Annotated in this window: 22 protein-coding genes and 2 tRNA genes; 10 read left to right on the top strand and 14 right to left on the bottom strand. The window is 42.0% G+C overall.

Features of this window, described 5'->3' with window-relative positions; translation table 11 throughout:
• Window positions 1–34: 34 nt before the first annotated feature.
• The 3 genes from FTU29_RS06505 to FTU29_RS06515 are packed head-to-tail and all read right to left on the bottom strand — an operon-like array spanning window position 35 to window position 2,071.
• Entirely contained in the window at window positions 35–427 is a 393-nt protein-coding gene (locus tag FTU29_RS06505) for a hypothetical protein (RefSeq protein ID WP_168378990.1), read from the bottom strand.
• A 39-nt stretch (window positions 428–466) separates the two neighbouring features.
• Window positions 467–1,093 (bottom strand): DUF1294 domain-containing protein, encoded by a 627-nt coding sequence (locus FTU29_RS06510; protein WP_180022370.1) that lies wholly within the window; start codon window positions 1,091–1,093, stop codon window positions 467–469.
• A 27-nt stretch (window positions 1,094–1,120) separates the two neighbouring features.
• Window positions 1,121–2,071, bottom strand: coding sequence for a homoserine kinase (locus FTU29_RS06515; protein ID WP_111884520.1), 951 nt, complete (start codon window positions 2,069–2,071; stop codon window positions 1,121–1,123).
• A gap of 110 nt (window positions 2,072–2,181) precedes the next feature.
• Here FTU29_RS06515 and hisF point away from each other — a divergent pair, with 110 nt between their 5' ends.
• On the top strand, window positions 2,182–2,943 hold the full coding sequence (hisF, locus tag FTU29_RS06520) for an imidazole glycerol phosphate synthase subunit HisF (RefSeq protein ID WP_373423585.1): 762 nt from the start codon (window positions 2,182–2,184) through the stop codon (window positions 2,941–2,943).
• 375 nt (window positions 2,944–3,318) lie between these two features.
• On the opposite strand, the gene FTU29_RS06525 is transcribed toward hisF, so the two are convergent.
• Window positions 3,319–3,939, bottom strand: coding sequence for a hypothetical protein (locus FTU29_RS06525; protein ID WP_180120998.1), 621 nt, complete (start codon window positions 3,937–3,939; stop codon window positions 3,319–3,321).
• Window positions 3,940–4,050: 111 nt separating this feature from the next.
• On the opposite strand from FTU29_RS06525, the gene FTU29_RS06530 reads away from it, so the two are divergent.
• Entirely contained in the window at window positions 4,051–5,061 is a 1,011-nt protein-coding gene (locus FTU29_RS06530) for an AraC family transcriptional regulator (RefSeq protein ID WP_078193156.1), read from the top strand.
• Between the two features lie 165 nt (window positions 5,062–5,226).
• The gene (gene aqpZ / locus FTU29_RS06535; protein ID WP_111884517.1) at window positions 5,227–5,913 is read left to right on the top strand and encodes an aquaporin Z; all 687 of its coding nucleotides are present in this window, start codon (window positions 5,227–5,229) and stop codon (window positions 5,911–5,913) included.
• Between the two features lie 99 nt (window positions 5,914–6,012).
• Here aqpZ and FTU29_RS06540 read toward each other — a convergent pair whose 3' ends face one another.
• Both FTU29_RS06540 and FTU29_RS06545 read right to left on the bottom strand, forming a co-directional pair.
• Window positions 6,013–6,261 (bottom strand): hypothetical protein, encoded by a 249-nt coding sequence (locus FTU29_RS06540; protein ID WP_111884516.1) that lies wholly within the window; start codon window positions 6,259–6,261, stop codon window positions 6,013–6,015.
• 117 nt (window positions 6,262–6,378) lie between these two features.
• Window positions 6,379–7,467 (bottom strand): DNA/RNA non-specific endonuclease, encoded by a 1,089-nt coding sequence (locus FTU29_RS06545; protein ID WP_180121000.1) that lies wholly within the window; start codon window positions 7,465–7,467, stop codon window positions 6,379–6,381.
• 263 nt (window positions 7,468–7,730) lie between these two features.
• Between FTU29_RS06545 and FTU29_RS17645 the strand changes: the two genes are divergently transcribed.
• Window positions 7,731–8,447, top strand: a complete 717-nt coding sequence (locus FTU29_RS17645; RefSeq protein WP_180121001.1) for a hypothetical protein — start codon at window positions 7,731–7,733, stop codon at window positions 8,445–8,447.
• Between the two features lie 202 nt (window positions 8,448–8,649).
• Here the strand turns inward: FTU29_RS17645 and FTU29_RS06555 are convergent, their stop codons facing one another.
• A complete protein-coding gene (locus FTU29_RS06555; protein WP_180121003.1) occupies window positions 8,650–10,530 on the bottom strand; it encodes a potassium transporter Kup in 1,881 nt (626 codons plus the stop codon).
• A 122-nt stretch (window positions 10,531–10,652) separates the two neighbouring features.
• On the opposite strand from FTU29_RS06555, the gene FTU29_RS06560 reads away from it, so the two are divergent.
• The 3 genes from FTU29_RS06560 (at window position 10,653) to FTU29_RS06570 (ending at window position 11,664) form a co-directional block, all read left to right on the top strand.
• Window positions 10,653–10,743: transfer RNA gene (locus FTU29_RS06560), tRNA-Ser, on the top strand.
• Between the two features lie 428 nt (window positions 10,744–11,171).
• Entirely contained in the window at window positions 11,172–11,399 is a 228-nt protein-coding gene (locus FTU29_RS06565) for a hypothetical protein (RefSeq protein ID WP_078190515.1), read from the top strand.
• Between the two features lie 189 nt (window positions 11,400–11,588).
• A tRNA-Thr gene (locus tag FTU29_RS06570) sits at window positions 11,589–11,664 on the top strand.
• 51 nt (window positions 11,665–11,715) lie between these two features.
• On the opposite strand, the gene FTU29_RS06575 is transcribed toward FTU29_RS06570, so the two are convergent.
• From FTU29_RS06575 to FTU29_RS06585, 3 genes are all read right to left on the bottom strand, one after another.
• Window positions 11,716–12,543: a cyclopropane-fatty-acyl-phospholipid synthase family protein gene (locus FTU29_RS06575; RefSeq protein ID WP_180121005.1), complete on the bottom strand. Its 828-nt coding sequence runs from the start codon at window positions 12,541–12,543 to the stop codon at window positions 11,716–11,718.
• 1 nt (window position 12,544) lies between these two features.
• Window positions 12,545–13,843 carry an FAD-dependent oxidoreductase gene (locus tag FTU29_RS06580; protein ID WP_143221600.1) on the bottom strand — a complete coding sequence of 433 codons (1,299 nt, stop codon included), beginning with the start codon at window positions 13,841–13,843 and terminating at the stop codon, window positions 12,545–12,547.
• 430 nt (window positions 13,844–14,273) lie between these two features.
• Window positions 14,274–15,152, bottom strand: coding sequence for a pirin family protein (locus FTU29_RS06585; RefSeq protein ID WP_078193173.1), 879 nt, complete (start codon window positions 15,150–15,152; stop codon window positions 14,274–14,276).
• 327 nt (window positions 15,153–15,479) lie between these two features.
• Here FTU29_RS06585 and ycaC point away from each other — a divergent pair, with 327 nt between their 5' ends.
• Both ycaC and FTU29_RS06595 read left to right on the top strand, forming a co-directional pair.
• Window positions 15,480–16,106, top strand: a complete 627-nt coding sequence (gene ycaC / locus FTU29_RS06590; RefSeq protein WP_078193174.1) for an isochorismate family cysteine hydrolase YcaC — start codon at window positions 15,480–15,482, stop codon at window positions 16,104–16,106.
• A 107-nt stretch (window positions 16,107–16,213) separates the two neighbouring features.
• Window positions 16,214–17,137, top strand: a complete 924-nt coding sequence (locus FTU29_RS06595; protein WP_180025069.1) for a LysR substrate-binding domain-containing protein — start codon at window positions 16,214–16,216, stop codon at window positions 17,135–17,137.
• Between the two features lie 67 nt (window positions 17,138–17,204).
• On the opposite strand, the gene ahpC is transcribed toward FTU29_RS06595, so the two are convergent.
• The 4 genes from ahpC to FTU29_RS06615 all read right to left on the bottom strand — a co-directional run bounded on the left by ahpC (window position 17,205) and on the right by FTU29_RS06615 (window position 21,296).
• Window positions 17,205–17,768, bottom strand: a complete 564-nt coding sequence (gene ahpC, locus FTU29_RS06600; protein WP_078190520.1) for an alkyl hydroperoxide reductase subunit C — start codon at window positions 17,766–17,768, stop codon at window positions 17,205–17,207.
• A 283-nt stretch (window positions 17,769–18,051) separates the two neighbouring features.
• Entirely contained in the window at window positions 18,052–18,639 is a 588-nt protein-coding gene (gene ssb / locus FTU29_RS06605; protein ID WP_078193176.1) for a single-stranded DNA-binding protein, read from the bottom strand.
• A 51-nt stretch (window positions 18,640–18,690) separates the two neighbouring features.
• The gene (locus FTU29_RS06610; RefSeq protein ID WP_111884498.1) at window positions 18,691–20,055 is read right to left on the bottom strand and encodes an MFS transporter; all 1,365 of its coding nucleotides are present in this window, start codon (window positions 20,053–20,055) and stop codon (window positions 18,691–18,693) included.
• 155 nt (window positions 20,056–20,210) lie between these two features.
• A complete protein-coding gene (locus FTU29_RS06615) occupies window positions 20,211–21,296 on the bottom strand; it encodes a DUF475 domain-containing protein (RefSeq protein ID WP_180035454.1) in 1,086 nt (361 codons plus the stop codon).
• 207 nt (window positions 21,297–21,503) lie between these two features.
• On the opposite strand from FTU29_RS06615, the gene tenA reads away from it, so the two are divergent.
• A complete protein-coding gene (gene tenA / locus FTU29_RS06620) occupies window positions 21,504–22,169 on the top strand; it encodes a thiaminase II (RefSeq protein ID WP_078193179.1) in 666 nt (221 codons plus the stop codon).
• Window positions 22,170–22,199: the final 30 nt, after the last annotated feature.

The raw sequence follows: 22,199 nt of genomic DNA on the forward strand, positions 1-22,199 counted from the left end.
TAAGATTTTTATGCCAAAAAGTTCTGAACTCGTATTACTCATACATAGGTCGGTTGTCATTGACACGAATTAAACCTTTAATCGCGCGGTACACAATCCATAACCAAGACAGTCCGATTACCGTGACGCAGAAGGTACTCGCTCCCAGTGCTACACCTGCAAAAGCATTGGCATTATTGCCGGTAAAGAACAGAAAAATAAAAGGCACGAAAGCAATGATGTTCCAAATGAGATACCACCAAAACGTACGGATCTGCCAAGTGAAATGGCTTTCAAAAATCGTACCGCGGACGTCACTGCGTTTGACGTAATTGATAATCAGCGCGAGGACCGCAAGCAAGCCGGCAGAAAAAATCGCCACAATATAAAGAATATACAAAATAATCGTGAGCAGGCGGTTTGGATCTTTATCAATAGAATAATTCATTTCGCTCTCCGTCATGATGATTTTGCGGATCATTCCACCCTAAATATGCAGGATATTAAATGGTGAAATTAGCCATAAAATCAGTAGTATGTTAAAGGCTATGGTACAGAAATATATTTTTCGAAACGGTTGTTTTTGTGTTTTATGCCGCAAACGTTGCTGAGCCAGCCATGCCGCCGGCCACCCACCTAAAAAAGACAAAAGATGCAGTGTATTTTCTGGCACGCGTCGGTTCCCCATTTGCGCAGCTTCTTTATCCTGCGCATAGAACCAATAGGTCAAGACATTGATAATACTTACAAAAAGCAGCACCATGCCACTGAGTAAACCAGCCACAGACAAGCCCGCCAAGGCGAGGATATAAATGATGCACAAGATTTGCATCGGCTCTGCCTGACGCGGCATCTGCACCACATTTTTTTTATTGGGGCGTTGTGTAGCTTTGGTTTGTGAGGCTTTTAAATAATGCACTTGCTGCGCACGAAAGCGTCCGCGTTCGTCTAAGATCACAGCATAATCCAACGCGCAGCCCACGATTGGTCGTGGGCCGGGACGGGAAAAGTCTTTGATGTGCAAAAATACGCGATCTTTGGTGCTATCGTTCGGTTGAATGAAGCCGTAGCCTTTGTCATCAAACCATTCTACTAAGCGTCCTTGATCACGCATGCTTTTCCCCCTCGTTGTTTTTAAAATTTATGCTGTGACGAATTTTAATCGTTCAATCAGCATATTACGCATTTCAGCAGGGTTTTTCTGCAAAATATCATCCCCTGTACGGCCTTCTGCCGCATTTTTCTGTGCCACCTGTAAACGCATCATCCAGAAACGACCCGCCGCCATCGCCAAATATAACTCTAGGCATGATTTTTCATCTGCGGTTAATGGACGCACGCTTTCATAGGCATTTAAAAAGGCAATGGCTTTGTCTTCATTCAAATGTACATCCGGATATTCAGTACAAAAGTCATTTAAAGTAATAGCAATATCAAACAAGAGTTCGTCTTTATTTAACTCATAAAAGTCTAAAATGCCGTTGAGTTGATCGCCTTCAAATAGAGTATTGTCACGGAACAGATCAGAATGAATAAAACCGGTAGGACGGTCTGGATACATCGCCGTTAAGATGTCATATAAGCCCAACAGATTGTTAAGTAACGTGGTATCTGCTTCATTTAATGTTGGACGAATATCCCGTGAAACTTGTAACCAATAAGCATGATCACGATATTCTGCACGTTCCAAAGGGAAATCTTGTAAAGCCACATGCATTTTCGCTTGGGCTACAGCAATCGCTTCTGCTTGCGCTAAGCTCGCAGGCATGGGATGTTGACCTTGCATGCGTGGCGCAATCTGTGCAGGTTTATCCTTTAAGCTATGAATCGCTTTACCTGAATGATTCAGTGGTACAGGCACAGCTAGACCAGCCTGCCCCAAGTGTTCGAGTACAGGCACCAACTCCCCTGCACCTTGCTCGTCCATCTCTTCAAAAACGGTTAATACATACTGCGTGCCATTTTCGCAAACAATAAAATAGTTGGTATTTTGAATACCGCCTTGAATCGGAATCAGGTCAATCACCTCCAGTCCATAAGGTGCTGCAAAATCCTGAACTTCCTTTAAAGTCAAAGTGGTATAAACCGACATAGAAAACCTGCGAAAAAACTTACATATTTTTGATAGAATAACCGCTCCGACTACTAAGGTGTAGCATCTAAGTCGCGAAGTTTCATAATCGGCTGTTATTTTTGGAAAAAATTATGCTTGCTAAACGTATTATTCCTTGCCTCGACGTGGACAACGGTCGTGTAGTGAAAGGTGTTCAATTTCTTGATATTCGTGATGCAGGCGATCCAGTTGAAGTTGCACGCCGTTATAACGAACAAGGTGCGGACGAAATTACCTTCTTAGACATTACCGCAACCTCAAATGGTCGTGATACTACTTACCGTACGGTAGAGCGTATGGCTGAGTCTGTATTTGTGCCATTAACAGTCGGTGGTGGCGTGCGTAAAGTAGAAGATATCCGCCTGTTATTAAATGCGGGTGCGGACAAAGTTTCGATTAACTCTGCGGCTATTTATAATCCTGAATTTGTACAAGAAGCCTCTCAGCGTTTTGGCGCACAGTGTATTGTGGTTGCTATTGATGCGAAAAAAACCGGCGATAATAAATGGGAAATTTTCACCCACGGTGGTCGTAAAGAAACCGGTATCGATGCCATCGAATGGGCTGTAAAAATGGCGGACTTCGGTGCGGGTGAATTATTAGTAACCTCAATGGACGCAGATGGTACCAAAGCGGGTTATGACATTGAACTGATGCGTAATATCAATGACCGTGTGACCATTCCAACCATTGCTTCTGGTGGTGTCGGTAATCTCCAACATTTGGCCGATGGCATTTTAAAAGGTGGAGCAGATGCGGTGCTTGCTGCCTCTATTTTCCACTTTGGTCAACACACCATTCCTGAAGCGAAAAAATATCTAGCAGAACAAGGCATTGAAATGCGCCTTTAATTGATTCATTTTCAATGAAGATTGAAGAAGAGCGATGATTCGCTCTTTTTTTTGCCTTGTTGCTTTGATGCCACGTCATTGACGTTGTAGCAGAGCATCGTCCATACAATTCATTTACTATAGACATAAAAAAAGGAGCCTTGTCGGCTCCTATAAACCAAGAAAAACTACAGCACTTGGTCTGATACTTAAAACAAATGAAAAAATATACATAGCAACTTCATCAATCAACTCGTCGTGTACAAGCCTTTTGATGATTTAAATATAGGGCATTTGCAGTGCATTTGATTGACAGTAGATTCATAATTTATTGACAAATTGCGACAGCTCAATTGGATGGCAACACTTGTTGTCAAAACCCATAGCGCATACATATTAGACCGTTTCAAGAAGTGCAGCAGGCTTTTCACGCTCAGCCACCCACTTTGCAGGAAATACCCGATTGACCCAGTGTGACAATGGTTTCGCAATCGCTGTCGGTAGTAACACACCTAGTGGATTCTGTTCCTGTAATTTCGCCGAGGAGATCACTCGAGTCCCTAAAATATAGTCAAACCACGGCTTAGTCACACACCAATTGGCATCCTGATTTGAGTTCATATGGTGGTCATAGTGCCATGGAATCTTTTTCATCGCCCACTCTGGCTCAAGATGTGCGCGACGATGGATATAATAATAATTCCCTGCGCAATACAGCACAGACAAACTCATTCCTTTGGAAATGGGATAAAACAGCGGGACAAATACCGCTGAAACTGCCACCAGTGACAATATTTCATTTTTCGTGCGCCAGTTCTGTACACCTTCAACATAGCCATGATCATGAAAATCTGTTTTTCGAACTTCACGATGATGCTCCCAATGTGATTTCATGCTTTTCGGTACTGGACTAAAACGTGGCTTGCCTGGCCGATGTGTCCCATGCAAAACATATTTATGTGCGAACCATTCAAAGGCATTGGCGACGACCAACCCTGCAATAAAACCTTTTAACATGACCAATATCTCCTTTTCTTAGCTCCAATATAGGTAATGAAAAGGGCTAGATATTGACCGTTTTTTTTAATATTATTGACAAAACACGACAAAATTTAGAATTAAAAAAATATGCATCAACTCAAGGACTATACAGGATCGGTCTATGGAGGACTGGGCCATTTGCTCTATGCTTATCATCAAGCTCAAGGCATTGCTATTCCTGAAAAACTGAATAAAGTTCAAAACTTAGAGCGTTTTGATTATGCCATTTGGCGTGATTTATTGATGGATTTAGATCAAAAGATCCAAAAGCCGGCGCTGGGTTTAGAAATTGCAGAACATGTTCAACCCAAACATATTGGCATTATTGCGTATATTGCCCTGTCCTGTGAAAACTTGGGCGAAGCGCTGCTCCGCTACCATGATTTTCATCGCTTAATCTTCGATGGCAGTCCATTGCTGATTGATATTCAAAATGATTTTTTTTCGATCGGTTGGAATGATTTACCCATGAATATGGCCAATCAATTGACCGATGAAATTGCGATTGCGTTAATGCTGCAGTTTCTAAAATTATTCATGCGTTTTGAAGATATCAATTTACACGAAGTGCATTTTCATAATCCTGCACCGAAAAATGTCGCTCAGTATGAACAATATTTTCGCTGCAAAGTTCGTTTTTCCCAAGAAAAGTCGAAGGTTATCGTTCCCATTCAAGAACTGTCTCGCCCTTTTTCCCAAGGCGATCAGACCTTACAAAAACTGTTGATGCAACAGGCACAGTCTTTATTAGAAAAACTGCCGAATACCACGCAAATCGACCAACGCTTACAGCAAGCCATCTTAATGGGTTTGCAAAAAAATCAGTTCCAAATTGAACATGTCGCTACGCAACTCAATCTTTCCGTCCGACAATTACAACGCCATTTACAACAACAAGGCAGCACCTATCAGCAACGTATGCAGGAAGTCCGCTGCATGATGGCTGAAGAATTTTTAAGAGACCCGCATTTAAGTTTGCAAGAAATTGCGTTACTGCTGGGTTATTCAGAACAGAGTGCGTTTCAACGTGCGTTTAAACAATGGCGAAACTTAACCCCACAACAATGGCGCTTATCGCAAATTGAAGCAGCAAGTTAAAATGTGACACAATTATCATTTTAAATGTTGTGATTTTCAGCAAAATCCATTAAATCTATGCATATTCAATAAATGAATAAAACAACACTTCACAACTAGATTGCACTCATGCTGAGTGAAAGATTGAAAATCTATTCCAAATGACAAAAACAAATGGAGTTTTAAATGAATAAATATTTAGCAGAGCTGATCGGTACCTTTTGGCTGGTCTTTGGTGGTTGTGGTAGTGCGGTCTTGGCTGCAGCCTTTCCTGAACTTGGCATTGGCTTCGCTGGCGTGGCACTGGCCTTCGGTCTAACCGTATTAACGGCTGCTTATGCGCTGGGTCATATCTCAGGCGGACATTTTAACCCTGCCGTGAGTATCGGCTTGTGGGCAGGCGGTCGTTTTGAAGCCAAAGAACTAGCACCCTATATTATTTCTCAATTGCTGGGTGCAACCCTCGCCGCATTTATTCTATTCATCATTGTGCAAGGTCAGGCTGGATTTGCAGGCGTCGGCGGTTTTGCCACCAATGGCTATGGTGAATTATCTCCGGGCAAATACTCTATGCTCTCAGCGTTAGTTATTGAAATTGTGCTGACGGCTGGCTTCCTGATTGTGATCATGGGAGCAACAGATAAACGCGCCCCTGCTGGCTTTGCCCCAATTGCGATCGGTCTTGCGCTCACATTGATCCATCTCATCAGCATTCCCGTCACCAATACTTCGGTCAACCCAGCGCGTAGTATGGGTGTGGCATTCTTTGCTGAAACTGCTGCGCTGTCACAAGTTTGGCTATTTTGGGTAGCCCCAATCATTGGCGCGGTGATTGGTGCTGTCATCTATAAACTGATGGCAAAAGACGCATAAATAGAAGAAGACACCATAAAAAAGCTCACAACCTGTGAGCTTTTTTTTTCATTCATCCCGAATTGAGCATTGCGTCCTTCGACGGCCGATGAAACAGCATTAAAGAAATGGATTTTCCACTTCGTTTTCATCACCGCCCTGCACTATTTTTTCAGCTAAGTTGGTTTCTGCCTCAAGCGTGGTCACCACATCATTGAAAAATGCCTGTAAAGCTTTCGCTGCAGCTAAACCAGCTTGGTCTTTCGTCACCTGTAAGTTGCCATAAATATTAATTCGATCTTGGCCATTTTCTAGTGTTAAGTCATGAATTGCATGCGACGCAGTGTCATTTTCAAATGCTTTAAACATGTTGGATATCCTTCTTTTTTGTTGTAGTGATGCAGCAATAGAAATACGTGAAAAAGATTTCAACTGCAAGCAATGATCCTCTTCATCGCTCGCAGTTCAACGCTATTATCTGCTTGATTATTTCAAAATTTGTAGCAGATATTGCAAAATTTCTTCAATCAATTGTTTGACCAAGGCATCTTGATTGTTGTCATTTTCACTGCTTGCCATGGATGTCTCTCCCACAGAACCACCACTCGATTTAAACTCTTTTTGCAAGCTTAAAATCTTGTCTTCTGCGACATCTGCAGCACACTGGCTTTCAGCATCCCAATGCAAATAAGCGATATCTTGATTTGCTTTTACTTGGGTGGCTTTGAGTGGCAAACGGTAGGTATTACGCTTTTGGTCTTCAGTTAATTCTGGAAAGAAATTAATTCCAGTCAGTTCTTCTAGCGCACAAATACTCATGACTTTGACTGTCGGTTCCGTATCTCGCAAGGTATTGTCTGCATAGTACACGCCTGCAACACCTTTTTTCGGCAAATAGATCGCCTTATAAGTAGCGGTCGGCACGATGACCCCTTGCCCGATGGTTTTTAATTTTTTCGCACTATATACCGGCCCCGTTACCACATAGACATCTTGCTTTTGTTTGGTCACTATCGCCCGTGTGGCTTCTTCTAACTCACGCCACACTTGCTGATTATTTTTTGGAGCTTGCGGCACCATATTGGCCAAAGAAAAACTGTCTAACTGCGCAGCTTTATTGGGCATATCGGCATTTGGCGCCATGTGTCCACGGTCATAGCCTGAAGATTTATAGTCTGAAAGCAAAGCCCGATATTCAGACGGCACGCGAGTCTCTTCATGAAAGTTATCTTCACGCGGAATTTTTTGACTCAGGCGTGCGGGGGTTAATGCTTCTGCAACCCAAAGCGGTGTCTTGGATATCCCTGAATACATGACATTAAAGCCATTAAAACACAGTGGAAAACTGTTTTTATGTAGGCTTTCACGGACCAAATAAGGTGGCACTTCACGATAAAATTGGTCCAAACAGGCGCTATTTGAAGTGCTGCTCATAGAAACAAGTTGTTGAATTTTTTCTTGCCCGAAAGCAATAGCAAAGCTTCCTGTTGCCACCAGACCCAACAGCACTTTTATGCCATTTTGCCCAAATAACTGTGAAAGTGGATTTGCTGAATTGCGTTTCTTTTTGACCATGACTTACAACAATGACTTCTAAAAGGACTATTTTTCCGCAGCTTAGCAAGGGTGCAAATTTTAGTACACTTTTCTTTTTTAATTTGCTTAACAATCACACAAATATTGTTTAACAAAGCAGCAGTTGATGTAACTTTATGTCGCAGTTGTGCAGTTCTTTATAGGAGGTCATGAAGCAGTTGCGTATGTTTCATTGAATTCGCCTCAAGAATTATGACAAGGTAAAAATACGAAAAATTGCGATAAAAATATACGGAGTGATTATGCATTCTAAAATTTTAGGTTTAGGTTTAATTTCAGGTTTAATGAGCGCAGCAGCATTTGCAGAGCCGCCGATTCAACCCGGTGATACATTAGAAAGCTTATCTAAAGTCAAAATTGTGACCACCGTGAATGGTCAACCTGGTTCCATTCAGGACTTAGTTTCAAGTGGCCAAGTTCAATTGGTTGAAGCTCCTGCCGGACAAGTCAATGCCGCTGCAACAGAACAGCCCTTAAACCCTGAACAGGCTCAGGCAAACCAAATCGATCCGAATGCCCCTGCAGTCCCTGCAAATGCTGAACAAGCAGTGACGGAAGCGGAAAATGCACTCGCAAATGAACAACAAAGTGTAGCTGCTGCACCTACAGAGCAGTCCGTTCCAACTGAACAAACAGCAGTGGCCAATACACCTGAAGCCGTTATAACTGAAGCACCTGTGGAAACAGCACAGCAAGCACCTGAAGCCGTAGCAACGGATGCCAATGCTGCACCCGTCATTGCCTCTTCTGCAGAAGCGCCAGTGAATGCCGATAGCGCATCGGCTGCATTGCCTGAAGCTCCTCAAGCACAACAAGATGCTTTTATGGCAGCACCTGAGACTCAAAGTGTAAATCCTGCAGATGCATCAATTCAAGCCAACCCAGAAGCACCTGTTGCTGACGAAGCCATCCAAGCTGCGCCTGAAGCCTCTGCAGATGTAGACGCGACAATCAACTAATCAGCGTATTTTCAAGGATGAAATAACGCAACATCTTCATTCTGTTGTTTTGCTCGCATACTCCTCCCAGGAAAAAGCAACAGAATGATCTCTATGTCTTTGGACTAAAAAAGTTTAATTATTACAGATAAAAAAAGCCAGAATTGATCTGGCTTTTTCGTGTCTAACTTTTAAATCTATGCCTAAAAGTTCAATCTAAGTCTTAAATTTCAATCTGACTGCCCAACTCAACCACACGGTTGGTTGGAATTTGATAAAAATCGCTGACTGGACTGGTATTTCGCTGCATAGAGATAAACAGCTTTTCTCGCCAAGGTGCCATGCCTTCACCCAAGGTATGAATAATGCGGTCTCGGGAAATAAAGAAACTGATTTGCATTAAATTAAATTCAAAGCCCAATTCACGATACGCATGCTCCAAAGCGGCAGGAATATTCGGCTGATCTTTAAACCCATAAAACATGGTGATTCGATAGAATCGATCATCTAGTTTTTCCGTGATCACCCGCTCATTTTCGGGTACAAATGGCACATCTCGGGTGTTGACCGTAACCATAATATTGCGTTCATGCAGGACTTTATTGTGCTTGATATTATGCAACATGGCATGAGGCACGATCTCAGGCGTTCCTGTCAAGAATACGGCATCACCTGGCACAAACTTAGTTTCACTGCCCATGCTGACACTGCGAATAAACAGATCAATAGGCAAAGCATCTTTACCGAGTCGATTGAGCACCAATGCCCGACCATCTTTCCACGTCATTAAAATCGTAAACAATACCGCACCAATCAGGATTGGAACCCAACCGCCCGCTGCAATTTTTAATGATGTCGATGCAACAAAAATCAAATCAATCAATAAAAATGGCACGGCAAATATTGCCACTTTCCAAACCGGCCAACGCCATAAACCATAAGCCAAAACTGAGATCAAAATCGTACCGCAGAGCATGGTCATGGTCACAGCTACGCCATACGCACTGGCCAAATTCGCACTGTTTTCAAACAGCAAGATCAAGATCAGCACCGAGATAAACAATGCCCAGTTAATAAATGGCAAATAAATCTGACCACGTTCAACTTCAGAGGTATGTTTCACTGTCAAACGCGGCAAATAACGCAATTGAATCGCCTGATTGACCATAGAAAACACCCCTGTGATCACCGCTTGAGAGGCAATCACCGCGGCCGCTGTCGCCAAAGCAATCATTGGATACAGTGCCCATTCTGGGATCAGCATATAGAATGGATTGGCTAGAGCTTCTGGATTACGCAGTAGCAAAGCACCTTGGCCCGCATAGTTCAACAACAAGCACGGCATCACCACAATAAACCATGCCAAGCGGATTGGGAGTCGGCCAAAATGCCCCATATCGGCATAGATTGCCTCACCACCTGTCATCGTCAAGATGACCGCACCCATGGTCAAAAACGCAACATAGGGCTGCTGTACCACAAAATTGAAAGCCCAATGCGGACTGATCATGGTCAACACAAATGGCGTTTGCGAAATACTCCATAGTCCAAAACCACCAATGGATAAAAACCACATGAGCGTCAATGGACCAAAGAATTTACCCATCGTGCCTGTGCCATGGCGTTGCACTAAAAATAGCCCCGCCAAAATACCAATCGATAAAGGTTGCAGCCATTGGTTAAACATCGGCGTCGCAATACTTAAACCTTCAATCGCGGATAACACGGAGATTGCGGGGGTAATGATCCCATCACCAAAGAACAAAGATGCCCCAATAAAGCCAAGGGCAATCAGGTAGATTTTTTTGTTTTCGGCAATTCGTGTGGTCCGTAGATTTAAGGCCAACAGCGACATAATACCGCCCTCGCCATTGTTATCTGCGCGCATGATGATGCTGACGTATTTAAAACTAATCGTCAGCATGATGCACCAGAAAATCAGGGACAGAATACCCAGCACAGACGCTTCGCTAATCGCCAAGTGTGCTGTGAGGAAACATTGGCGCAGCGCATATAACGGGCTCGTTCCAATGTCTCCGAATACTACGCCCAAAGCTGCCAAGGTGATGGCAGGCAATGCGGCTTTTTGTGCAGTACTTTGCATATAATTGTCTTCAATTTAGACAGGATTTTTGCGAATCATAGCACCGCTCAAGATGTTTTTGTCTAATTCAATTGTTTCTCTTGGCAGAATATATTTTTTTCGCTATTATCCACCGCGCAAAAGGTGAAGTGTCCGAGTGGCTGAAGGAGCACGCCTGGAAAGTGTGTAAACGTTTATAGCGTTTCGAGGGTTCGAATCCCTCTTTCACCGCCAGAATAAACTGCAATGCCAAGCAGAATGAAGGTCTAAATTGATAAAATTTAGACCTTTTTTAATTTTATTGTTCTCAATATTAAATATTCCCCTAATTGATCTTTTAGCCTTTTAGCTCAATGACTTCACAGTATTTGAGTCCTGATTGATGGATTTAAATCACACGTTTTTTTCCTAATGCACGACTTATGGATTTTTTATTGGCAGCAAGAAAGACACGTTTATTTACAAATACAAATTTTATATTCTAAAGACAATTACTTAAGCCTATGCTAAAAATAAATCATCCTCTCAATATAGGTACCATTCAAAAAATTATTCATTTATTTAAACATCATAGAACTGAAACGCGATTGCGGTACTTTTAACTTGATCAATGAAAAACTTAAAAAACACCTTTCATATATCACTGCTATTCGGGAGAGAACATGAATAACAGCCAGAATTATGTTAAGCAGATCAAGAACGCCAAACGTGGTGGCTATACCCCAACCCTTGCCAAAGACATCAATAAACATAAAATTCAAAAAGCACAGCGTCTGATTGACGAATGGCGAAAGCTCGCCAATGAACTCCGCCCCCAAATGCAACTGGAGATGGCATATACACTTGAAGAATGCGCACAGGATCTAGACCAAATTTTAAGAATGAAATAGCACTCAACGTTCATCCATCCTATTTTTTCGCCCACATCTTGTGGGCGAAACATTGCCTAATTTTATTTCTCTGGTTTTAGAGCCAAACATCGGTTGAATGCTGAATAAATCAAACGTATAAATTACATTCGATTTGCTATTTTTTTAACTTGCACCACTTCAAAAAATCTGTAGAATGCATTCCACAACGCCGGCATAGCTCAGTTGGTAGAGCAACTGACTTGTAATCAGTAGGTCCACAGTTCGAATCCGTGTGCCGGCACCATTTCTTAGCCTCGCTTTTTAGTGAGGCTTTGATGTTTTTAGAGCCGCTCTTTTATGGCTTCCTCGCGCTAATCTGCACATAACGAATCAGCCCGTCTCGATACAACTTCTCACACAATTTTGCCGTCATCTTGATTTTGAATTGATCCACATGACTCAGGCTCATCTGACTTTTTTGTTCTTGAATATAATCGGCAAAACCCTGAAATACGAATTCGCTGATATCTTCAATCTGGATATTTTCGAAACCTGCCTGTTGCACTTGGTGTTGTAAATTTTGCTTTGAATTTAAATTTTTCAAATTCACATCTGCTGCTTTCAACAGACTTTGATATTTCAATCGTTGCACTGAATTTAAATTCAAAAACTCATCGGACAACATCAAATAGTGAAAAGCAAAGCGTCCCTTTGAATTCAAAACATTAACAACTGATAAAAGCAATAAATTCAAACCACTATGATACGCAGCATCAATACACAGAACGGCATCCATACAGTTTTGTGGATAAATATTTTTTAAATTCAAAAATGAATCTTGTTGTATTTTGATTTTTGAATTTAAATTTTTTTGGATTTTTTCCACACATTCGGTTTGCAATTCGACTGCGGATAAGTTTTGAATTTGAAAATGTTCCATCCAAAAAACCAAGCTCGCGCCCTGCCCACAACCAAGGTCTAAAACACGATCTGTAGATTTTAATTGAATGGATTCGGCAAGATGGAAAGCGAGTTTTTGACAGGCTGCAGGATAGGATGATTTTGCATCATCCCAATAGCCCAAATTACTCCAAGCAAGTTCCGCATCATCTCCGAGTAGTCGACTGTTAATCGCATATTTATGGCTAGGGATGTGCTGACGAATTGCTTGAAGCCATTTCATGTTAGTAACCGAGTTGAGGGGCAACCTCCACTTTAGGTTTTAAACCTACAAACGGCAATGGTGCACCAAAAATTTCTGCAATATGCATAGCAGACGTTACCGCAGATTCTAAAATCGGCAGACCGTCACAAGACCATGAGCCACAGAAGAAGACTTTACGCTCAGGCGATAAATGTCGTTGCTGTAACTCTTTATTCAGCGCCACGGTATGAGAATCCACCACTGCGCGTGTCAAACTAACCGAAGAGATCACTTTTTTAGGATCAATCGGAGTCACTGGCTGCCAGGTTTGGAACACTGGGGTTTTACCCACCAAGCTCGGCTCAATGGAGTTCAGCCACACGGTAAATTGCTGACGGGTAAATTTACGGTCCATCATATAACTTAGTACAGACCAATCTTTACGCTTCGGCGGCATCACAGTTTGATCGGTGTGAATCACCAACTGACCTTGCTCAAATTTAAATTTCTTTAAGAGCTCAATATCATCAGCAAACTGGGTTGAATCTAAAAATTCTTCCGTTTTGGTGGTTGGTGTCGCAACAACCACGCGATCGAATAGATGATGTGCTCCGGCCTCAGTTTCCACCAAGACTTTATCGTCTTGCTCGTGCACTTTGGTAATTGCCGTACCACTTTGAATATTTAAACCTTCAATCAGCTTATCAACCAACGCAGGCGTACCACCTTGGATACGCAACAAGGCATCACCATTGGTCAATTGACGCAAGAAAATCAACAGCGGTTTCGCAGGCCATTCGCCAATCGTTTTCGGGTTACAAGTGCAAATGGTATACAACACAGGCATGACCGCACCATGCCAAAATACTTCTTCAATTTCATTTTTATTAATGAACTCGGCAAGCGTGATGTCCTGATTTTTTGATTTAAAAAATCGAGTGATCGCGGCTTTGAGTTGCAACATTCCTTTGACTAAACGCCAGCCATATTGTTGTAAGCCTTTACGGTTATTAATAATTGGAAAATTACCAATACGGCTACGACTGGTGGTCAACCACGTTTCTGTACGATCTTCAAAGAGCCAACTGCATGCCATATAGGTACGGACAGGGAAAGTTTTAATTCCTAAATGGGTCGCCAAACTTAAGGTATTTTTCCAGAGGTGTGGATTCATCACACGCAAAGGGGCATCGATTAAGCCGCCTTCAAACTCAGTGCTGTGGCTATCCATACCACGACCAGGCAGAGCTTCGAAAATTGTAATGTTATGCCCTGCGTCTTTAAGAATTCTTGCGGTAGCCAGCCCAGCCATGCCACTACCGATGACTGCAATTTCCAATTTTCTTTTCCATCTATAAAACACAGTTTAAAAGTATGACTGATCAGAACTTAAAAATAGCTATTAAAAAATACCAGATTCGCACTTTTTGTATGGATTTCAGTACAGCCGTTTTTAAGTTAAATTTACAAATATTTACAGTCAAAAAGCACACAATTTAAGCTTTGTTTTTTAAACATATTTTTCTTTAAAATTTTAATTACCCTATAAAACCAAACAATTAAATTAACCATTTTTATAACTTTCGGTTTACTTTAAAGCCAAGTACCGCTAAGATGCGCCACATAAGAAAGTGATAAATTCATCACAATTTATAAAAAGTAAAATGATATTTAAATCATGACAACAATAAATACTACAGCGCTCAATAAAAAAGCCTCTGACTGTTCAGAGGCTTTTTTTTCGGCTATTTCAATGTCATGAATTTCGCTTAAGCTTCATGCGCCACTGCAATTTCACCAAATTTTCCGTTATTGAAATCATCAAAGGCTTGAATGATTTCAGCTTTGCTATTCATCACAAATGGGCCATAACCTTGAATCGGCTCATTTAGTGGCTCACCGCTAAGCAACAAAAATTGTGTGTCCTGCAACGCTTGTAGCTGAATGGCGATATCGTCTTTGGCAAACATGACCATCGAACTGTCTTGCACTTTATGGCTTTCATTCACCACAACCTCACCCTTCAAGACCACCAAAATGGTGTTATGCCCTTCAGGTACATGTAAGGTGGTTTCATATTGAGCTTTCAACTCACCATCCCAGACATTCACTGGACTAAAGGTCTGTGCTGGCCCAAGGTGACCACCCATTTCACCGGCAATCACCCGAATATGGCCTGCACCTTCATCCATGTCTATGCGTGGAATATCTTGGCGCGTGATCGCTTGATAACGAGGCTGGGTCATTTTGTCTTTTGCCGGTAAATTCACCCACAATTGAACCATTTCAAAAAGACCACCTGCTTGAGCAAATTCAGGCGAATGAAATTCTTCATGTACCAGACCCGACCCTGCAGTCATCCATTGCACATCGCCTGTTTGAATTGTGCCGCCACCACCACTTGAGTCTTTATGAGTCACTTCACCGCTGTAGGCGATAGTCACAGTTTCAAAACCACGATGTGGATGTGAACCCACGCCATGCTGTGCAGTGGTGGGATCGAACTGATAAGGTGCTGCATAATCCAAAAGCAAAAATGGGCTAATCGCCTGACCTAGACGATCATAGGAAAATAAGCTTTTGACTGGAAAACCATCACCCACCCAGTGCATTTGCTGATTACGATAAACACCAATTACTTTTTTCATTTCTTAGCTCCTATATTCATACGATAGGATGAACATAGCGCTTATTTTAAGTTTTGAAATACTTGTTGACCATCTTCCAGATAGCATTCTATATCTCAAATATAGAACAATATTCAGTCATACAATCTGAACTTCACTCAAAACCAAGCATTAATTTCGAAATTCTAAGGTTTTAGTCATATATGACGATGAATTATCCCAATTTTATGATTGAGCTTCTCATTTAAACCCATTTCATTGTCTCATTTTTACTACTATTCTAAATCTAGTTAACACGCAGACTTCATCTGATCCTGCGTACTTGCAAACAGGAATGAGGACAATAAAATGGGCAAACCTTACGTTCGTTTAGACAAAGATAATGCCGCGGTACTTTTAGTTGACCATCAAACGGGTCTACTTTCATTGGTTCGCGATATTGATCCAGATAAATTTAAAAATAATGTGCTCGCACTTGCTGCAGCTGCTAAATATTTTAATCTTCCAACAATTCTCACCACAAGTTTTGAACAAGGTCCAAACGGGCCATTGGTTCCAGAACTCAAAGAAATGTTCCCTGACGCACCTTATATTGCACGACCAGGTCAAATTAATGCTTGGGATAATGAAGATTTTGTGAAAGCAGTCAAAGCAACCGGCAAAAAACAATTGATTATTGCCGGTGTAGTGACTGAGGTTTGTGTGGCATTCCCAACCTTGTCTGCTTTAGAAGAAGACTTTGACGTCTTTGTGGTGACCGATGCTTCAGGTACTTTCAACCATTTAACCCGCGACTCAGCGTGGGAACGTATGACGCAAGCGGGTGCTCAGCTCATGACGTGGTTTGGTACCGCGTGTGAATTACACCGTGACTGGCGTAATGATATTGAAGGTTTAGGTGCGCTTTTCGGCAACCATATTCCAGACTACCGTAACCTCATCAACAGCTATACGCAAAATACTGAAAAGAAATAATCCTCCAGTAGTAAAAAGCGGCTTCGAGCCGCTTTTTTTATACCTGATGTATAAATTGACGTATGATAATTGGAATTGAAATAATTTTTCACTGCATAAGGTGATCCATGCATTCATTTGATGACTATTACTACTTTTACTTGGTGGTGAAACATGGCGGTTTTAGCGCTGCAAGTGAAGCATCGAATATTACAAAATCAAAATTAAGCCGACGCATTTTAGATCTTGAAGCCAAATATAATGTCACCCTTATTCAGCGTTCTACCCGACACTTTAAGGTCACGACATTAGGCCAAGAATTGTATGAAGAATGCATAAAAGTGATCGAACAAGTCGAATGTGCGCATCAGGTACTCCTGAAGCAAAAAAGTGAACTTGAAGGCTTGGTTAAAATTAGCTGTCCACCAGTCATGATGGAACATCAAATTCGCCCCTTGTTAAATCAGTTTTTAAAAGATCATCCCAAAGTTCAGGTCGAACTCGAGCTGTCTAGCCGCCGTGTGGATGTCTTACATGACGACATTGATTTGGCGATTCGCACCAATTTTAGTAAGAATGAAGACTCGAGTATTATTGTACGTGACGTGATTAAAACCGTGCATTGCTTAGTGATTAGTCCTGAACTTTTACAAGGACGCGAGTTAAAGCATATTACCGAATTGACAGAATTTCCGAGTATCGTTTTGGGCACACAGAAAAACCGCTATCAATGGCATTTGCATCATACGGGACAGCAAGAACAGATTGAAATTGCCTTACAGCCTCGGATTAAAAGCAATGACTTAGCCGGTACTTATTATGCAGCACTCGATGGTTTAGGCATTGCAGACTTACCCTATTTAACCGTGCAAGCAGATATTGAGGCAGGTCGTTTAATTCACCTCTTCCCCGAATGGTGCTCAAATGTCGGTACGGTGCAATTGGTATATGCTTCGCGCAAAGGTCAACGCCTAGTCATGGAAAGATTAATTGACTATTTAGTCGATGGAGTTCGTGGCTATGCTCCAGAACATGATGGCTATTTAGTCTAATGATCTAAACCACAAAAAAGCCAGAACTGAGTTCTGGCTTTTTTAAATCTACGGTTGGATCACCAAATTAGATTTTACCCACTAGGTCGATCGATGGTGCAAGCGTCGCTTCACCTTCTTTCCATTTTGCAGGACATACTTCACCTGGGTGTGCATGTACATATTGAGCAGCTTTTACTTTACGCATCAATTCAGAAGCATCACGACCAATACCACCTGCATTGATTTCAACGATTTGGATTTTACCTTCAGGGTCAATTACGAAAGTACCACGGTCAGCAAGACCATCCGCTTCAATTAAAACATCAAAGTTTTTCGCAAGTGTCCAAGTTGGATCGCCAACCATTGGGTATTCGATTTTCTTAATTTCTTCAGAAGAATCGTGCCAAGCTTTATGCGTGAAGTGTGTATCAGTAGATACTGAATAAATTTCTACGCCCATTTTTTTGAATTCAGCATAGTGATCAGCAAGATCGCCTAATTCTGTTGGACATACAAAAGTAAAGTCAGCAGGATAGAAAAACACCACAGACCATTTACCGTAGAAGTCTTTTTCTGAAACTTCAATAAATTGACCGTCTTGGTAAGCGGTAGCGTTAAATGGTTTTACTTCAGTATTAATTAAACTCATTTGATATTCCTCTAACTCATTTCAGGGATTGCTTATCTGTTGAAGCTAGAATACGAAATATCAAGCCATAGGTAAAACCGAACTTTTTTATAAAAACTATCGGATTTTTAGATTTATTATTTATATTAATATTAGATTTTAATCGACGCTACCAATCAATAATCTATTCGCTCAATGCTGAACACAGTACTGGCAAACATTTAGATACACATAAAAAAACCCTCAAGATTGAGGGCTTTTTTTGATGATGATCTACCGTTTTAAACGCTGTGTTTAAGGTTCATTAAAACGGTAAGTCGTCATCTAAATCTGCTGCTGCAGGAGCCGGTGTCGGTGCAGGCTGTTGTTTTGGCGCAAAACCACCTGGGTTGTTATTGCCATAGCTATTGCCTTGAGCCGGTTGGTTATTGCCATAACCGCCTTGGTTTGAGCTATTACCGTAGCCACCTTGGTTTTGGTTATTGTTATAACCACCTTGTTGATTATTAAAACGAGGCTGACCAAAATCACCGCCTTGACCTTGTTCGCCTTGTTGGCGATTATTGTCAAGCATTTGCATTTGTTCACCACGAATTTCAGTCGTGTAACGCTCTTGACCGCCTTGATCTGTCCACTGACGAGTACGTAATGAACCTTCAATATAAACTTTAGAACCTTTGCGCAAATATTGCTGTGCAATTTCACCTAAGCGGTTATGTAACACAATACGGTGCCATTCTGTTTGCTCTTTACGTTCACCTGTATTTTTATCTGTCCATGAATCACTCGTTGCAATTGAGAACTGAGTGAGAGAACCACCATTTGGGAAAGTTTTTGTTTCAGGGTCACGACCCAAAGTACCAACTAAAATGACCTTATTTACACCACGCATCAGACGTATTCTTCCTATTTGTTTCTATTATTTACTTTATAAGAGTTATGGTTAAATGGCTACCTCTTTCCCTAACAAGTGCGTTAAATGTTGTCGCGCAGATTCATCCATCTGCTGCTTATCCACTTTTACATAAGCCACTTGCTGGTCAGACATCACCACAACTTCTTCAATACCACGAATTGCTAAAAGCTGAGAAGTCCATTCATCCGTTTCTTTATCTTCAGGCAAACTGAAAACCATAGACGATAAATAACGCGGCTGAGCCAACCCAAAACTAATGATCAACCATAAAATGGCTAGCCCTGTCAGGATGCCCCATCCCATTGCCGTATCATTTAGCAACAGAAGTTGCCCACCAATCATACCACCAAAAAATGCCCCCAGAAACTGACTGCTGGCGTTCACCCCCATGGCAGTCGCTTTGGATTGAATTGGAGCTGCTTTCGATAACCATGACGGTAATAATGCCTCCATCACATTAAATGCGATAAAGAATAAACCTAAGCCTGTCAGCAAAATATATTTTGATTCGAAACCAAAAATTAAGATGCCCAATCCTAAAATAATGCCACCAATGGCGGTCAAGAAAATGCCGCGCATTTTGCGATATTTTTCCGCCAAAATAATACTTGGAAATGCAAAAAACAGGCTCACGACCAAAAGCGGCAAATACACCAGACCATGTGAATGTAATGGAATATTAGCAAAGTCAATCAACTGAGATGGCACATAGATAAACATCGCTGTGAGCAGTAAATGCAATGAAAAGACTGAAACATGTAAACGATTTAGATCAGGCATTTTCAGTACTTGCTTTAACTGCGTCAGATAACCTTGTTGAAAATTTTTATGATGACGCGTTACTTTCGGTACCAATAGCAACATCGCAATCGCGGCAAGTCCCATGATGGTGGTCACCCAAAATAAACCCGAGATGCCGACTAAACCTGTGAGCCAAGGCCCAAGGCTGAACGCGACCACAAAGGACAAACCGATACTCATCCCCATCATGGCCATGGCTTTAGTACGCTGTTCTTCACGTGTGACATCGGCTAACAAAGCCATCACTACGGCAGATACAGCACCACCACCGGCAATCGCACGCCCGATAATTACGCCATAGATGCTATCGGACATCGCCGCAATTGCACCGCCTAAAGCAAACAACAGCAGCCCGATCACCACCAACGGTTTACGGCTATAACGGTCTGCAATCAAACTAAACGGAATCTGTAAAATTGCTTGGGTCAACCCATAGACACCCACCGCTAAACCAATGAGTGCCGGTGTTGCCCCTGCATATTGCTGACCTGCCACAGAGAAAACAGGAATAATCATGAACAGCCCCAGCATACGTAAGGCGAAAATACTACTCAAAGCAAAAGTTGAGCGTCGTTCAAGAGCATTCATCATAGCTGGTTAAAAATTCATTAATCTTGGAATGGGATTATAGGACATTCAGCTTAAAGCGAAGCAGGATTTTTATTGATTTTAAATATCCTGATGATTGGACAAATAAAAAGCGCAGCTGATGCTGCGCTTTTTGGGAGATTTGAGGCAAATTTAAATTAGCCTAAATTTTCTTGACGCTTTTTATATTGAATTGAGGCAATCACAGCCCAAACAATAAATGCCACACCAATTAGACCCGTTACCACTTCAGGGACATGAAGACCTGTGCCACTCGCCAACATAATGAAGGCCAAAGCACCAATCGCATAATGCGCACCATGTTCAAGGAAGATATAAGCATCTAAGGTGCCTTTATCCACTAAGTAAATGGTCATTGAACGCACAAACATAGCACCAATAGCAAGACCGAGCATAATGATTACCACATCAGAGGTAATCGCAAATGCACCAATCACACCATCAAAACTGAATGAGGCATCGAGTACTTCAAGGTAAAGGAAACCACCAAAACCTGCTTTGATCACGCCCGTCGGTACGCCATTTGCGTCATGTCCAACCGCATTACCGTTTTCATCAACTTCAGGTTCACCACCCAATAAATGACTCAGTACTTGGACACCGATATACACCACGATCCCCCAGATACCCGCCATGACTACCGCTAGACGAGAGGCTTCGGCCACGTTTGCTGCCATTACCAATAACGCAATTAGGGCAATAAACACGGACATCGCAGGAACGTTCGCAAGATTGGCCAAACGGCGCTCTAACCAACGGAACCAATGGGTATCTTTCCCTTCATCTAAGAAGAAGTTCAGGAACACCAACAATAAGAAAGCACCACCAAAGGCCGCAATTTCTGCATGATGGGCCATCAATTTTGCAGAGTATTCAATTGGATTATTCAATGCCAATTGCACCACTTCCATAGCGCCCATGTCAGCCGTTACAGCAACAATGACGATTGGGAAAATCAAACGCATACCGAATACAGCAATCACGATCCCGACAGTTAAGAAAATCATTTTCCAGAAATGATCCCAACCACGGAGTACAGATGCATTGACAACGGCATTGTCAAAAGACAAAGACACTTCCATCACCGCTAAAATGGCAGTGATGGTCAGTGCTGTCAGCATGGCTTGCACGCCTGCATTTGGGCCATGATTCAGCCCCCAATATGCAGAAATAGCAAGACACACGATCGTAAAGACGATTGAGAAACCAAAATGTTTCATCATGATAGATCGACCTATTCATTCAATAAGATTTCAAAATGAGGGAATATCCAGTTTGAAGCTAAGTTTATGGCGCAATTATGCCGCTTTTCAGGATTGAAACCAAAAATTATTCGTTACATTTTGAATAAACACTCTAAGATGGAGGCTCTCAAATACATCGCATCATGGTGTAGACCCGTCTTTCATTTTTAACGACAGGAATGTTCAATGCGTTTTTCTGAAGAAGTTTGGCAACGTAATACCGCGTTATATCAGCAGATTCTCCATCTACCGTTTAATCAGGAATTGGCTCAGGGCAGTTTAAGCCGCGACGCCTTTTGCCACTATGTCATTCAGGATGCCCATTATTTATTGGCCTATGGTCGTGCACTTGCAGTGTGTGCAGCCAAGGCATTTGATGCCGACGATGTGATTCAGTTTTCTGAAGCGGCAAAAATTGCCATCGTGGTGGAACGCAGTCTGCACAATGACTTTATGCAAGGTTTCAACATTAGCAAAGAACAGTTTGAAAATACTCCACTGACCCTTGCCTGCCATCATTACACTTCATTTCTAACAGCGACAGCATGGTCAGAAAGTTACCCTGTGGTCCTTGCCTCACTCCTGCCTTGCTTTTGGATCTATGCTGAAGTCGGCAAAGCCATTGTCAGCCAATCTGTGCCTAATAACCCTTACCAAGCATGGATCGACACCTACTCAGGTGAAGACTTCAATACTGCTGTGCAAAACGTGATTCAAACTATTGATCGAGTGGCGGCTCGCTGCGATGCGGATACACGTGAAAAAATGCATGCGGCTTATACGAACGGCGCAAAATTAGAATGGATGTTCTGGGACAGCGCGTATCAACAGCGCACATGGCCTGTAGAATAAACCTTTGATTTAAACTGTATAAAAAATTAA

It is taken from the genome of Acinetobacter sp. YH12086 (genome assembly GCF_013419345.1).
Classification (GTDB): domain Bacteria; phylum Pseudomonadota; class Gammaproteobacteria; order Pseudomonadales; family Moraxellaceae; genus Acinetobacter; species Acinetobacter amyesii.